Below are 14,594 nucleotides of genomic sequence, written 5' to 3'. Positions count from 1 at the left end.
GGGACGGGAAAAATGCTCCACACGATTTCGGCCTTCGATCGTCTCGGCGAGGAAAACGCCTTCGCGGTGCTGGCTCGTGCCACCGCGCTCGCCCATCAGGGCCGCGATATCGTCAATCTTGGCATCGGTCAGCCCGACTTCAAGACGCCGCAGCACATCGTCGAGGCGGCGATCAAGGCGCTGCGCGACGGCCACCACGGCTATACGCCGGCCAACGGCCTGCTGGCGACACGCGAAGCGGTGGTGCGGCGCACGCTGACCACCACCGGGGTCGAAGTTTCGCCCGAGGCGGTGATGATCCTGCCCGGCGGCAAGCCGACCATGTTCGCCGCGATACTGATGTTCGGTGAACCGGGCGCCGAGATTCTCTATCCCGATCCCGGCTTTCCCATCTATCGCTCGATGATCGAGTTCACCGGTGCTGCTCCGGTGCCGGTGCCGATGCGCGAGGAGAACGGCTTTGCCTTCTCGGCGCAGGAGACGCTGGCGCTGATCACGCCGAAGACCAGGCTGCTGATCCTAAACTCGCCGGCCAACCCGACTGGCGGGGTTACCCCCCGCGCGGAGATCGAGAAGCTGGTCAAAGGGCTGGAAGCGCACCCGGACGTCGCCATCCTCTCAGACGAGATCTACGACGTAATGACCTATGACGGCGAGACGCATTGCTCCCTGCTGAATTTCCCTGAAATCCGCGACCGGCTGATCGTGCTCAACGGCTGGTCGAAGACATGGGCGATGACCGGCTGGCGCTTGGGCTGGTCGATCTGGCCAAACGGCGACAAGGGCGCCCACCTCTACGACAAGGTGCGCAAGCTGGCAGTCAATTGCTGGTCCTGCGTAAATGCCCCGAGCCAATATGCCGGCATCGCCGCCATCGACGGTCCGCAGGACGACGTCGACAAGATGATGCGCGCCTTCGACCGCCGCAGGAAGGTCGTGGTCGAAGGGCTGAACGCCTTATCAGGCGTTTCCTGCATCACACCGAAGGGCGCGTTCTATGCCTTCCCCAATGTCTCAAAAACTGGCTGGAAGGCCAAGAAGCTGGCGTCTGCCTTGCTTGAGGATGCCGGCGTGGCGCTGATTGGCGGACCTGATTTCGGCATTCTCGGCGAAGGCTATATCAGGCTGTCCTATGCCAATTCCGAAGAGAACATCCTGCGCGCGCTGGAGCGGATCGAGGCGTTTCTGGGCAAGTGAGGACAAAACGTATGACCGCGAAAATCGGAATCGATTTTCGCTGGGGATCATGCGCAAATCAAAGTGCTACAGCGCTCATTGCGCGTCCGGCGAAAGAATTCACGACCGAAGAAAGGTGACGTCAGATGTTTTATGCCATCCTCGCCTATCACGTTGAGGAAGCGATCACGGCGCTGACGCCGGAGGAGGATGCGGCGCTGATGACCGACCTGCTCCAGATCAACGAACGGCTATACCGCGAAGGCACCCTTGGCCCGGCGGCGCGGCTCGGGGCGACACAAGACGCGTGTACCTTGCGCGGGCCGGGCGCCGGAATGGTCATTGACGGCCCCTTCGCCGAGACCAAGGAGCAATTGTTGGGACTTTACGTCGTCGATTGCGCCACGCGTGATGCCGCGATCGCGATTGCACGCGACCTACGCCGCGTCAATCCAACCGCCGTCTACGAAATCCGCCCCATTTCGCTGTATCTTCCCGGCGTGCCGCTTTCGGCCACGCAGTCTTAGAGCGCTCGTCGAGCCTTCGAGCGACTACCCTCGCCCGACATACGGCATCTTCGTCGCCATCACGGTCATGAACAGCACATTGGCGTCGAGCGGCAGGCTGGCCATATGGACGACGGCATTGGCGACCTGCTGTACATCCATCACCGCTTCGGCGGCGATGGAGCCATTGGCTTGCGGCACCCCGACCGTCATCGCCTGCGCCATGTCGGTCAAGGCGTTGCCGATGTCGATCTGGCCGCAGGCGATGTCGTAAGGCCGGCCGTCCAGCGCCAGCGTCCTGGTCAGCCCGGTAATGGCGTGCTTGGTCGCGGTATAGGGCACTGAGCCCGGCCGCGGTGCGTAAGCCGACACCGAGCCGTTGTTGATGATGCGGCCGCCTATCGGCTGCTGCCTGCGCATGGCGCCGAAGGCGGCGCGGGCGCACAGGAACGAGCCGGTGAGATTGACCCCGACGACTTCGTTCCACACCTCGACGGGGATCTCGTCGATCAATGTCGACTTGTAGCTTGTGCCGGCATTGTTGAAGAGCAGGTCGACACGACCGAAAGCCGCCGCCACGGTTTCGAACATCTCGTCGACCTGGTCGGCCTTGCTGATGTCGCAGGCGACCGCCAGCGCCTTGGCTTGTGTCGATCCGGCGTCGGCGATCGCCTCGTCCAGCACCGGCTTGCGGCGTCCGCAGAACACCGTGTTCCAGCCGGACCTGAGCAGCGCCGTAGCGACGGCTTTGCCGATGCCCGTGCCGGCGCCGGTGACGATGGCCGTTTTGTAGTCTGTCATAACTGTCCTCCTACAGCGCCGCGTGTCCGCAAGGACGCTATAGCAGCTTGATTTCGAGCAAGTTGATTTTGCGCATGATCGCTTCCAAAAATCGATTCCGATTTCGGGTTATGCGCCAGCCGGCTTCAACAGAAGGGCGGCCATTGGCGGCCGCCCTGATCTGAACCGGACTTGGGAGGAGGAAAGCCGATCCGACTACCTAAAGTTATGCGCTTCCTAGGTAAACGAGGCATTAACGCGAGAGCGGCGCCCGGATCGCCGCCCTCCGCGGCCCCTGAAGCCTACCAGCGCGAGCTGGCGGTTGTCTTGTCCGACTCTGGCACCCCTGACTCCGGCACCTTTGACTCCGGCACCTTTGCCGCTGACACCGTCGCCTCGACATGGTCGACCAATGCGTCCGGCAGCCCGAGGCGGCCGGCGAGCAGATCGAGATAGCCGCGTTCGGCACGCGTATCCGGATCGATGGTGAGGCGCGAGGCGGTGTAGAGTTCGAGCTTCTGCGCGTCGGTTTGGGCGCCGGCGACCAGCGTATCCAGGTCGAGCGGCGTTTCCAGCTCCGACATCAGGAATTTCTCCGCGTCGGAGCCGATGCCCGAGAGGCTGAGCTTGCCGGCGATCTTTTGCCGTTCGTCGTCGTCGATATGGCCGTCGGCCTTCGCCGCCGAAATCATCGCCCGCACCAGCGTCAGCGTGAATTCGTCCTCGCCTTGCGGCGCTTGCGAGGGATGGAAGCTGGTGTCGGCGGGCGGCGGCAGCAATTCCGGCGAGCCGGCTGCGGCCGTTTCCGCAGGCGCCTTGCCGTTCTTGTAGTTCTGGTAGGCCTTGTAGGCGAGACCGCCGATCATGGCCAGGCCGCCGAGCTTCACCGCAGTGCCGGTGACCTGACGGCCAGCGCCGGTTCCGAGCAGCACTGCGGCCAGTGCGCCCGCCGCCAGCGGATTGTCCTTGGCCATCTGCACCGCCTGCCCCCCTTTGTCGCGGACGGTCGACCCCGTTCCGGGAATTTGCGAGCCGAGCAGATCGTCGAGGAGCTTCTTGGGATCGAACATCAATGCCTCCAGAATTGGCCCGGCCGAACGTGGACGGGCGGGTTTTCGGACGTTGAAGAGGTAGGCCCCGCATATTGACATTACAATGACCGATGAGCGCTTTGCCAATGATGGCGGAAACGAGATGATGTCAGGATCTGCCGTGTCCTAACCCATCGGCCCGAAAATGAATTTTGTGCGTCCAGCGGACGCATGTCGCTCTAACGTCCGATGTGCGGAGCCCTGCCTTGCGCTTCTGCAAGCTCGACCTGGCGCTGACGCTCGGCGTAGCGCGCGCGATCCTCGTCGGAACGGGCATCGAAGCAATGCGGGCATGAGATGCCGGCGGCGTATTTCGGCGATAACAGATCCTGCCCGATCAGCGGATGCCGGCAGGCGCGACACAGTTCCGCTTCACCCTCGACCAGCCCGTGCGACACCGAGACGCGCTCGTCGAAGACGAAGCACTCGCCCTGCCAGAGGCTCTGTTCGGCGGGCACCTCTTCGAGATATTTCAGGATGCCGCCCTTGAGATGGAATACATCCTCGAAGCCGAGCGACTTCACATAGGCCGTTGCCTTCTCGCAGCGTATGCCGCCGGTGCAGAACATGGCCACCGTCCGGCCGACGAGCTCGGCCCGGTGCTGCTCGACCCAGGCCGGGAATTCGCGAAAGCTCGTCGTGGCGGGATCGACCGCGCCCTTGAAGGTGCCGATCGATACCTCGTAGGCATTGCGCGTGTCGATGACGATCGTGCCCGCATCCGAGATCAGTGCGTTCCAATCGGCCGGTGCCACATAGGTGCCGGCGCTTGCCGCCGGATCGATATCGCTAACGCCCATGGTGACGATCTCGCGCTTCAGCCGCACCTTCATGCGGTGGAACGGCGTCTGCGCGGCGCTGCTGTACTTGACCTCGAGACCGGCGAGACCTTCGATGGATTGGAGATGATCGATGAGCGCGGCGATGTCAGCTTCGCTGCCGGCGACCGTGCCGTTGATACCCTCATGCGCCAGAAGCAGCGTGCCCTTGATACTGCGTCCGCAGCAAAAGGCGGCGAGCGGTGCGCGCAACGCCTCGAAGCCGTCGAGCCGGGCAAACCTGTAGAGCGCGGCAACGCGGAAAGGTTGATTGGGCAGTGTCATCGCCGAAGCCACTAAACGCTCATGAAAGCCGATTCAAGGCTGACGCGTGGATCAGCCTCTCCCTGGTGGCTTTTGACGGCCGGTGCCGACGGCATTGCCGGCAGTGCGTGACGTCGCGACACGCTTCGTTTCGTGGACAGAAAAACGGCCTTCTGCTAACCGGTTGAACGGATCAATACCGGAGAGACGACAATGCCCAGCAAGACCGAAAAACTCCTGTCGCTCCTCAACGGCCAACCGGTTATCCCGGTGCTGAAGATCGCCAACGTCGCCGATGCCGTGCCGCTGACGCGTGCCCTGGCGCGCGGCGGCCTGCCGGCGATCGAGATCACGCTGCGGACAGCTGACGCGCTGGAGGCGATCCGGCTTGTGGCAAGCGAAGTCGAGGACGCCATCGTCGGCGCCGGCACCATTCTGGACGCCCGCCAGTTCGGCGAGGCGGCAGCAGTCGGCTCCAAGTTCATCGTCAGCCCCGGCATCACCCGCGAGCTTCTGGCGGCGGCGAAGGACAGCGACGTTCCGTTGCTACCCGGCGCCATCACGCCGGGTGAGATCATGGCCGCCCGCGAGGCAGGCTTGCGTTTCCTGAAATTCTTCCCGGCGGAACAATCCGGCGGCATCGCGTCGCTCAAGGCATTCGCCTCGCCGCTGGCCGATGTGCAATTCTGCCCGACCGGCGGCATCACCGGCAAGAACGCCGCCGACTATCTGACCTTGCCCAACGTCATCTGCGTCGGCGGCTCCTGGGTGGCGCCGGACGATTTGGTCAAGGCCGGCCGGTGGGACGAAATCGAGGCGTTGGCGCGCGCGGCGAGCAAGCTCGGGCGGTAGAGAAACTCTTATCCCCAAGCGGACTGGCTGCATCGCGGCGTTTTTGTTTTTCGAACAGCAAAAAGCCGCGCGGGTTGTCCGACGCGGCTTTGTTTTGCTTGGTCGATCCGCTACTTGGTCTGGAAGCGGGCTACCGACATGAACTTGACGGCATTGCCGGTGAACCGGTTGGCGTCGGCCAACTGATCGTTCGGCTGGAAGCCCGCGGTGTAGACCTCGGTCGGCGGCGTGTGCACGATATTGTAGGCATAGCGCGGCGCCGTCGTCGCGCTGGAGACGGTGGCGACATTCTCGCCGCTGTTCAATGCCCAGCGCGCGGCCTTCGGCTCGGCGGCGACCACCACGGACTTGGGACCAGGCTTCAGGTCACGGGCGGTTGCCCTGGCTGCCTTGCGGGTGGTCTTCACACCCGCACCGATCGCCGCGGCCGGATCCGAGCCGGCCGGACGGGCAAAGACAGCCTCGCGCGGCGATGCGGCATTGCCGTTCGCCGGACCGCTGAGAATCGAGCTCGGCTGGGAGAGCGAAGCGACCTGGTATTCGTCGGTTGCGCTGACCCGCTCGAGGACGGCCTTGACCGCATCGGATTGAACCTGGTCCGTCTGGGCCAAATCGGGCCGCTCCAAGTCGGGCTGGGCCAAGTCAGGCCGGGCCAAGTCAGGCTGCGCCAGATCGGGCCGAGCCGACGGCAGCACCGAGAACGCATCGGTAGCGGTCTTGCCGTGCCCGGCCGTATCCGCCAGCGCCAAAAGCACCTCCTTGTCCTGAGGCGCAAGGTCGGCCGCTGCAAGGTCGGCCGGCAGCGAGTGATCGGGACGCCAGGTCGGCAACGGAATGTTGTTGGCCGCAACCTGCGCCGCATCGGCGACAGCGGACGGCTCGGCCATGCCGAAGGGAGCGCTTGCCGGCGCTTGCGCGGTCGCCACCGCCTGTTCAGTGGTGGCAGTGGCATCCGCCACGCCGAACGGAACGTTTTCGGGGGGCTGAGCGCCGACATCGGTCTTCGGACGCGGGGCGAAATCAGGCAGCGGCACACTGCGCGCCGGCAGCGCCGCGATGATCGTTTCCGGCGTGTCCTCCTCCGGTTCCGGAGCAGGCGCATCGGCGATTTGCGGAATCTCGGCGCGCTTCGCATCCTGAGGCGACACGATGGCAATGCCCGGAAGCTTGCTGTTCTTGGCGGCCGGCGCCGGCTTCGCGGTCGCCAGCTTCACGCTCGCCGGCGGCTTCACGTTGGTTGACTTCGGCGCTGGCGCGGCTGCCACATCGGCGCTGTCATCGGCCTCGTCTTCACCGCCGCCGAAGAAAGCCGCCAGCAGACCACCGGACTTCTTGAAACCGCCACCTGCGCTGGCCAGTTCGATGGCGGGAGCGCCGGCGCCCTTGCGCGCCTTGTAGGAGGCGAGCGCCTGTGAATAGCCGGGCAGCGGCTTGCCGTCGCTCGGCACATGCAGCGTCTTGCCATTGGGGAACACACGCGCCAGTTCCTGGCGGCTGATGCCCGGCCAGTGGCGCACATTGCCGACATCCATGTGGACAAAGGGCGAGCCGGACCTCGGATAATAGCCGACGCCGCCGCCCTGCATCCGCAGACCGATGTCGCGCAGTTTCTTCAGCGGCACGCCGGGAATGTAGAAGTCCATGGCCTTGCCGAGCATATGCTGGCTTTTCTTGGCGACGCCCCTGCTGCGGCTGCGCAGCATCGAGTTGGTTGACGACGAGCGATAACCGCACACGACCTGGATATAGTCGGTGGCACCGCTCTGCCGGTAAGCCTCCCAGACCAGGTCCAGCAGGCGCGGATCCATCTTGGTCGGCTCGTTGCGGCGCCAGTCGCGCAGGATGACGTTGATCTTTTTCAGACCCGTTTGGTCGTAGCGGCCGCCGCGCTTGAAGACGATCTCCGCCTTCTCTTTGGTGTGGAGGTTATAGAGTTTCAGCGAACGTGTCTGGGCGCTGGCGCCGGTCGCAGCCGCTGTAAGGAAGCCAAAGGCGAGAATCACTGCTGCCAGCCATCTCGGCCAGACGCTCATGTGATAATGCCGCCCGTTTGTGTGTCGTTCGACTTTGTTCAAATCAAAAGGCCTTGCAGGCTGCCGTTTGTCCCCGGATTTGACCAACGGATGCGGTGGTGTTCGTATCCGAATATCGATCCTAATGGTTAATCATCGCTTATTGAAGCCGAAATGCGGTAACACCGTGGCAATATCCCGTCAAAAATATTGCGCAGGGTTTCGTGGTAAACTGCTGGTTTAGATCATGTTTCGGCCTTTGCCTGAACACGATCTGTTACCGGCCGCCTCAATGCGTGAACACTGCCGGCTAGCGCGTCGCCCCGACGTGCGTCACGCCCGGTCGATGACTGTCGATTGTCTGGTGCCAGGCTGACAAGCTGGACCGGACTTGCTTAGTCAGGAAGCAAGCCGGTCGATACGGCCTGTTTCCGGATCGATGCCGTACTCCTTGAGCTTCCTGTAGAGCGTGGAGCGGCCGATGCCGAGGCGGCGGGCAACTTCGCTCATCTGGCCGTTGTAATGGTCGATCGCGAGCTTGATCATTTCGAATTCGACGTCGGCCAGCGCGCGCACATTGCCGCGTTCGTCGAGTGCCCGCAGCGTGCCGAAGCGGGGCTGCGGCCTGGCCGGCGGATCGAGCTCGGTTGCAGCAATGCCGTTATCGGCCGGCACGTCCTCGCCAGGAGGCTCGATGACCAAAGGCGACGCGTGCAACGCGCCATCCGCATCGAGGTTGACGGTGCCCTCGACCTGCGCCCGGATCTGCGGAAACTCCTCTTCGGTCAGCACATCGCCTTCGCAAAGCACCGAGGCCCGGAAGACGGCGTTTTCCAGCTGCCGGATGTTTCCCGGCCAGTCGTAGGCCTGCAGCATGGCGAGCGCCGCAGCCGAAATGCCGTGCAGGCGGTGACGTGGATCGGTGGGCGCAACCTTCTCCAGGAAGTGCTCGACCAGATACGGGATGTCGTCGCGACGATCGCGCAGCGGCGGCACGAAGATCGGATAGACGTTCAGGCGATAGAACAGATCCTCGCGGAATTTGCCGTCTTTGACCTGCTGCAGAAGATTGCGGTGTGTCGCCGAGATCAGCCTGATATCGACCCTGACGGTCGAACGCCCGCCGACCGGATCGACCTCACCGTCCTGCACGGCGCGCAGGAGCTTGACCTGCACGTCGAGCGGCAGGTCGCCGATCTCGTCGAGAAAGAGCGTGCCCGAATGCGCTTCGACGAACTTCCCGGTGTGTTTTTCGGTGGCGCCGGTGAACGAGCCCTTCTCGTGGCCGAACAGGATCGATTCGACCAGATTGTCGGGGATGGCGCCGCAATTGACGGTAACGAAGGGTTTTGAGCGGCGATCGCCGCTGCCCTGGATGGCGCGCGCCACCAGCTCCTTGCCGACACCGGATTCGCCCTCGATAAGGATCGGGATGTTGGACGCGGCCGCCTTCTGGCCGAGACGGATCACCCGATCCATCGCCGGGCTGTGCGTGATCATGTCCTTGAAGGTCAGATGGCCGCCGCGCCGCCGCGACGAGCGCTTCACTTCGCCCTCGACCGCCTCGACCTTGAGCGCATTGCCGATCGATGCCTGCAGCCTGTCGGGAGATGCCGGCTTGACGACGAAATCGAAAGCGCCGTGACGCATGGCCGAAACGACGGTCTCGATGCCCCCCTGGGCGGTTTGTACGATGACCGGAACTTGGATGCCGCGCTCACGCATCGCCTTCAGCACGCCGATGCCGTCGAGGCCCGGCATGACGAGGTCGAGGATGACCACCGACACGTCGCGCGCATCGGGCCCGTCGAGCGCGTCGAGACCGGCCTCGCCGCCATCCGTGATGATAGCGCTGTGGCCGAATTTCGTCACGGCCGCCTCGAGCAGCCTGCGCTGCACGGGATCGTCATCGACTATGAGTATGGAACCTGTCATGACTGGTTCAACGATGCTCGCCCAATATGCCCACCCAAGGCAATCCACCCTATGGATCATCTTGGCACAGGGTTCTAAATAAGGTTTCAAAAAACCCGGTGAACGAATTCCTTAGGATTTGACCGGCTTTCTCATCCCCTTTTGAATCTTTGAGTCTGACCGCTTGGGTCCTGCAATCTGGAAAGTATCGGCAATGCGCATGGTTTTTGGTCGGCAGCTTGCGGCGGCGGCGTCCGGTCAGGGCGCGGCGGAGCTTGGCGACCTGCCGGAATGGGATCTCGCCGATCTCTATTCGGGGATGGACGCCCCCGAGCTGAAGCGCGACATCGCCAGGGCGGCGGCCGATGCCATCAGCTTCGAGAGCCGCTGGAAAGGCACGCTCGCCGCCGAGGCGGAGCGTGCCGACAGCGGCAGGCTGGGCGAGGCGCTTGCCGCCTATGAGGCGCTGGAGGAACTGATCGGCCGGATCGTCTCCTATGCCGGACTGATCTATGCCGGCAACACCGCGGATCCGCTGCGCGCCAAGCTCTATGGCGACATTCAGGAGAAGATGACCGACGCCAGCGCGCATCTTCTGTTTTTCGCGCTCGAACTGAATCTCATCGACGACGCCGCGATCGAAACCGCGCTTGCTGCCGATCCCGCCTTCGCTCACTACCGGCCGTGGGTGCTCGATCTGCGCATGGACAAACCCTACCAGCTGGAAGATCGCGTCGAGCAGCTTTTCCATGAGAAGTCGATTACCGGACGCGGCGCCTGGAACCGCTTGTTCGACGAAACGATGACCGATCTGCGCTTCGACATCGATGGCGAGGAGCTTACCCTGGAGCCGGCGCTGAACCGCCTCCAGCACGCCGATGGCGAGGTGCGCCGCCGGGCTTCTGAAGCGCTGGCCGCAACCTTCCGCAAGAACCTGCGCACGTTCACGCTGGTCACCAACACGCTGGCCAAGGACAAGGAGATTTCCGACCGCTGGCGCGGCTTCGAGGACATCGCCGATTCTCGCCATCTCGCCAACCGCGTCGAGCGCAGCGTGGTGGATGCGCTGGCCTCAGCCGTTCGCGACGCCTATCCGCGTCTGTCGCACCGCTACTACCAGATGAAGGCGCGCTGGCTGGGCATGGAGGTGATGAACCACTGGGACCGCAACGCGCCGTTGCCAGAGACCCCGCAAACGATCATCGGCTGGGACGAGGCCAAGAACACGGTGCTTTCCGCCTATCAGCGCTTTTCACCTGACATGGCGGAGATCGCCCGGGTTTTCTTCGAGCGCAACTGGATCGACGCGCCGGTAAGGCCTGGCAAGTCGCCGGGCGCCTTCGCGCATCCGACCGTGCCGTCGGCGCATCCCTATGTTCTGCTCAACTACATGGGCAAGCCGCGCGACGTGATGACGCTGGCGCATGAGCTTGGTCACGGCGTGCATCAGGTGCTGGCTGCAGGCCAGGGCGCGCTGATGGCTTCGACGCCGCTGACTCTGGCCGAGACGGCATCCGTCTTCGGCGAGATGCTGACCTTCCGCTCGCTGCTGGACCAGACCACGGACAAGCGCGAGCGAAAGGCCATGCTCGCCCAGAAGGTCGAGGACATGATCAACACGGTCGTGCGGCAGATCGCTTTCTATGAATTCGAACGCAAGGTGCATGCCGAGCGCAAGAACGGCGAACTGACATCCGACAGGCTCGGCCAGTTCTGGCTGGAAGTGCAGGCGCAAAGCCTCGGGCCGGCGATCAAGCTGCGCGACGGTTACGAGGTCTTCTGGACCTATATTCCACACTTCATCCATTCGCCCTTCTACGTCTACGCCTATGCTTTCGGCGACTGCCTGGTGAATTCTCTCTATGCGGTCTATCAGAATGCGGAGCGTGGCTTTCAGGAGAAATATTTTGCCATGCTGCGCGCCGGCGGCACCAAGCATCATTCCGAGCTCCTGGCACCCTTCGGCCTTGACGCCACAGACCCTGCCTTCTGGCAGATCGGACTTGGCGTGATCGGCGGGCTGATCGACGAGCTCGAAGCTTTGGACAATTGACGCACTGCGCTGAACATCCGGGGCTGACAGAACAGTTTTAGCCGCAATGCATATTGAGACCATTTATTCTTGGCCTAAATATCTGTTCTTAAATAACTCTCCGTGGAATTTTTCCGTTAGCTTTCCGGAAGCTGTATGATAGCGTCCCGCCTCAAGCTCAGTCGGGCGCGGGGCTCAGGCCAGGAAAAAATCTTCGGTCCGGTCACGGCGCTTCGGCAAATGCGACAGCGGCCGTTGGCCACGGCAGGAAAAGCCGGTCGCCGACAGCTCGATCTAAGCCGGCTGTTCCGCGAACAGCGGAGCCACCATTGAATGGTCCTTGTGCCAAGGTCACCACTCCAGGCCACGGCAGATGGATCGGACTGGAGAGAAAGACAATGGGCACTTTTTTCTACATGCTCCTGGCGTTCCTGGTAGGTGTGTTGGTTGGCTGGTTCATCTGGGGACGCCTGCGTGGCGAGTTCGACAGCCTGCGCGGTGACATGGACCGCACACGCAGCGAGCGCGACAGGCTGCGCGCCGACGCCGACCGCCTGACCGGTGAGCTGGAAGTATGCCGCGGCGCCCGCGCCGACCTGGAGCGCCAGTTGAGCGAGGTACAAGGCACCAAGACCGGTGCGACAAAGGCAGCAATCCCGGCACCGTCGGCATTGATGGCGACATCCGCGCCGGCCAAGTCGACGCCCGCCAAGACGACGCCGGCCAAGACGACGCCGGCCAAGAACGGGTCAGCAAAGACCGCGCCAGCCAAGATCACGTCCAAGAAACCGGCTGCCGCGAAGGCCGCAGCCGCGCCGAAGGCCGGTGCGTCGAAAGCGGGCGCGTCGCAGGCAAGTGCGCCAAAACCTCCCGCATCGAAAACGGGGGCTGCACCAAAGAGCGCTGCGCCAGCGGCAAAGAAAGCCGCGACAACAAAGGCGGCGGCTGGCAAAGCCAGCAATCTGCGCCGCCTGATCGGCATCGGCCCGGCCAACGAGCGACTGCTCAACGAGCTCGGGGTCACAACCTTTGCGCAAATCGCCGCCTGGACGGCCGCCGACGTCAAGCGAATCGAGGAGACGTTGAACTTCGACGGCCGCATCGAGCGTGAGCGCTGGATCGAACAGGCGAAACTGCTTGCCGCCGGCGATGAGGAGGAATTCGCGCGTCGCTTCCCGACCGGGGGAACCGCGAGCAACACCTGAATTGCCTGCCGGTATCGAGCACATGACAGACCGGCGGTGCCTTCGAGGTGCCGCCGGTTTGCTTTTCACCACGGCTGCCTTTGCGTCTTGAGACGCCGCTCTCTCGATTGCGCGCGATCGAGCCCCCATATAGAGCGATAGCTGGCGTCATCGACCGCAGCATCCGAGTCCTATGTCCCTGCCCTCTGCAATTTTCCGGAATGACGAGCGCGCGCATCAGCTCGTTTTCGACCGCCCGGCCGGCATCATCGTGGCGCATGAGGCGGAGGATTTCCTGCCGGCGCTGGAAATTGCGCAGGCCGCGCATGACGCCGGCAAATGGCTGGCCGGATATTTCTCCTACGAGGCCGGCTACCTGCTCGAGCCGAAGCTCGTTCCGCTGCTGCCGGGCGGACGCCGCGCCCCGCTTGTCTGCCTGGGGATCTTCGACGCGCCTGTCGAACAGGCGGTCGTGCCAAGCAATGCGCCGGCGACCAACGGCCCGATCTTCGACGCAAGGGCTGCCTGGTCTTCAGAAGACTATGCAAAACGCTTTGCGCGGCTCCACAATCACATTCGCAAGGGCGATTGCTATCAGGGCAATCTGACCTTTCCGGTTCATGCGCAGTGGTCGGGCGATCCGCTGGCCGCCTTCGACGCGCTGACGGAGCGCCAGCCGGTGAAATACGGCGCGCTGATCGCGCTCGGCGATCCGGTCGTCTTGTCGCGTTCGCCGGAACTGTTCTTCGAGGTTGACGCCGAAGGCATGATCGAGACCCATCCGATGAAGGGCACCGCCCCGCGCGGCGCGACCAAGGCGGAGGACAAGCGGCTGAAGGCGTTCTTGCTCAATGACGAGAAGAACCAGGCTGAGAACCGGATGATCGTCGATCTCCTGCGCAACGACATCTCGCTGATCAGCGAGGTCGGCACGCTGGAGGTGCCGGAGCTCTTCCGCATCGAGAGCTACCCGACCGTCCACCAAATGGTAAGCCGCGTGCGGGCCAAGCTCTTGCCCGACCTCACCATCCGCCAGATCTTCGCTGCGCTGTTTCCATGCGGATCGATCACCGGCGCCCCAAAAATCCGCGCCATGGAAATCCTGCACGATCTGGAAGCCACGCCGCGCGATGTCTATTGCGGCGCCATCGGCTGGATCGCGCCCGGCGGCACGATGCGCTTTTCGGTGGCGATCCGCACCATATCGCTCTTTTCCAGTGGCGAAGCCGTCTACAATATCGGTGGTGGCGTCGTCTTCGATTCGACGGCCGAGGAGGAGTATCAGGAGTGCCTGCTGAAAGCGCGCTACGCGACGGGAACACCGCCGATTTCGAGCTGATCGAAACCATGCGCTGGCAGCCGGGCCAAGGCTTCCTCCGGTTCGACCGCCATTTGGCCCGCCTTTACCGCTCGGCAGCCGAACTGGGTTTTGCCTGTGATCCGCAGAAGGTCGGCGAGGTGCTCAGGAACGCCGTCGACCGGCCGGACATAGTCTTGCGCACACGCCTCGTCCTGTCGCGCAGCGGCAAGGTGACCGTCTCGGCGCTGCCTTATGAGCCGCACGCAGCCGACAAGGCGTGGAGGCTGCAACTGGCGCGGGTGCGGCTCGATTCAAGCGACACGCTGCTGCGCCACAAGACGAGCCGCCGGGACACCTATCAGCGGGCGCGAGCTGAATATCTGATCAGCCGGGCCGACGAGGTTCTGCTGGCTAATGAGCGTGGCGAAATCTGTGAGGGCACGATCACCAATCTCTTTGCCGATTTCGGCGAGGGCGCGCTGGCAACGCCGCGGCTCGATTGCGGCCTGCTGCCTGGCGTATTGCGCGGCGAATTGCTGGACGAAGGCCGCGCCCACGAGGCAATCTACACCTTGGATGATTTGAAGTCGGCCAAAGCGCTGTTCGTCGGCAATTCCCTGCGCGGATTGATCCCGGCGCGGCTGGGCTGATACGCAACCGAAAAG

Annotated in this window: 12 protein-coding genes; 7 read left to right on the top strand and 5 right to left on the bottom strand. The window is 63.4% G+C overall.

The features are described from left to right. Positions 1-12 precede the first annotated feature (12 nt). Both EN807_RS09980 and EN807_RS09975 read left to right on the top strand, forming a co-directional pair. On the top strand, positions 13-1,197 hold the full coding sequence (locus tag EN807_RS09980; protein WP_135934795.1) for a pyridoxal phosphate-dependent aminotransferase: 1,185 nt from the start codon (positions 13-15) through the stop codon (positions 1,195-1,197). 125 nt (positions 1,198-1,322) lie between these two features. Beyond that, entirely contained in the window at positions 1,323-1,703 is a 381-nt protein-coding gene (locus EN807_RS09975; protein ID WP_135934794.1) for a YciI family protein, read from the top strand. 24 nt (positions 1,704-1,727) lie between these two features. Here the strand turns inward: EN807_RS09975 and EN807_RS09970 are convergent, their stop codons facing one another. The 3 genes from EN807_RS09970 to EN807_RS09960 form a co-directional block, all read right to left on the bottom strand. Next, positions 1,728-2,483 carry an SDR family oxidoreductase gene (locus EN807_RS09970; RefSeq protein ID WP_135934793.1) on the bottom strand — a complete coding sequence of 252 codons (756 nt, stop codon included), beginning with the start codon at positions 2,481-2,483 and terminating at the stop codon, positions 1,728-1,730. A 281-nt stretch (positions 2,484-2,764) separates the two neighbouring features. Continuing rightward, complete coding sequence (locus EN807_RS09965; protein WP_127316850.1) at positions 2,765-3,532, bottom strand: tellurite resistance TerB family protein; 768 nt, start codon at positions 3,530-3,532, stop codon at positions 2,765-2,767. 200 nt (positions 3,533-3,732) lie between these two features. Beyond that, positions 3,733-4,656, bottom strand: a complete 924-nt coding sequence (locus EN807_RS09960) for a rhodanese-related sulfurtransferase (protein ID WP_127316849.1) — start codon at positions 4,654-4,656, stop codon at positions 3,733-3,735. A gap of 192 nt (positions 4,657-4,848) precedes the next feature. Here EN807_RS09960 and EN807_RS09955 point away from each other — a divergent pair, with 192 nt between their 5' ends. Continuing rightward, positions 4,849-5,487 (top strand): 2-dehydro-3-deoxy-phosphogluconate aldolase, encoded by a 639-nt coding sequence (locus tag EN807_RS09955; protein WP_135934792.1) that lies wholly within the window; start codon positions 4,849-4,851, stop codon positions 5,485-5,487. Between the two features lie 110 nt (positions 5,488-5,597). Here EN807_RS09955 and EN807_RS09950 read toward each other — a convergent pair whose 3' ends face one another. Then, a complete protein-coding gene (locus EN807_RS09950) occupies positions 5,598-7,520 on the bottom strand; it encodes a DUF882 domain-containing protein (RefSeq protein WP_135934791.1) in 1,923 nt (640 codons plus the stop codon). 378 nt (positions 7,521-7,898) lie between these two features. Next, positions 7,899-9,434, bottom strand: coding sequence for a sigma-54 dependent transcriptional regulator (locus EN807_RS09945; protein WP_135934790.1), 1,536 nt, complete (start codon positions 9,432-9,434; stop codon positions 7,899-7,901). 193 nt (positions 9,435-9,627) lie between these two features. Here EN807_RS09945 and EN807_RS09940 point away from each other — a divergent pair, with 193 nt between their 5' ends. The 4 genes from EN807_RS09940 (at position 9,628) to EN807_RS09925 (ending at position 14,579) form a co-directional block, all read left to right on the top strand. Further along, positions 9,628-11,466, top strand: coding sequence for a M3 family oligoendopeptidase (locus tag EN807_RS09940; RefSeq protein ID WP_189522380.1), 1,839 nt, complete (start codon positions 9,628-9,630; stop codon positions 11,464-11,466). 377 nt (positions 11,467-11,843) lie between these two features. Next, positions 11,844-12,650, top strand: a complete 807-nt coding sequence (locus tag EN807_RS09935) for a proton-conducting membrane transporter (RefSeq protein ID WP_135934789.1) — start codon at positions 11,844-11,846, stop codon at positions 12,648-12,650. A gap of 172 nt (positions 12,651-12,822) precedes the next feature. Then, positions 12,823-13,968 (top strand): aminodeoxychorismate synthase component I, encoded by a 1,146-nt coding sequence (locus EN807_RS09930; protein WP_127316844.1) that lies wholly within the window; start codon positions 12,823-12,825, stop codon positions 13,966-13,968. Continuing rightward, positions 13,917-14,579, top strand: a complete 663-nt coding sequence (locus EN807_RS09925) for an aminotransferase class IV family protein (RefSeq protein ID WP_135934788.1) — start codon at positions 13,917-13,919, stop codon at positions 14,577-14,579. The genes EN807_RS09930 and EN807_RS09925 overlap by 52 nt, the downstream gene beginning before the upstream one ends. Positions 14,580-14,594: the final 15 nt, after the last annotated feature.

It is taken from the genome of Mesorhizobium sp. M5C.F.Ca.ET.164.01.1.1 (genome assembly GCF_004792125.1).
Classification (GTDB): domain Bacteria; phylum Pseudomonadota; class Alphaproteobacteria; order Rhizobiales; family Rhizobiaceae; genus Mesorhizobium; species Mesorhizobium wenxiniae.
Note: the sequence above shows the minus strand (reverse complement) of the source record. Positions and strands in the feature narration are given on the sequence as shown.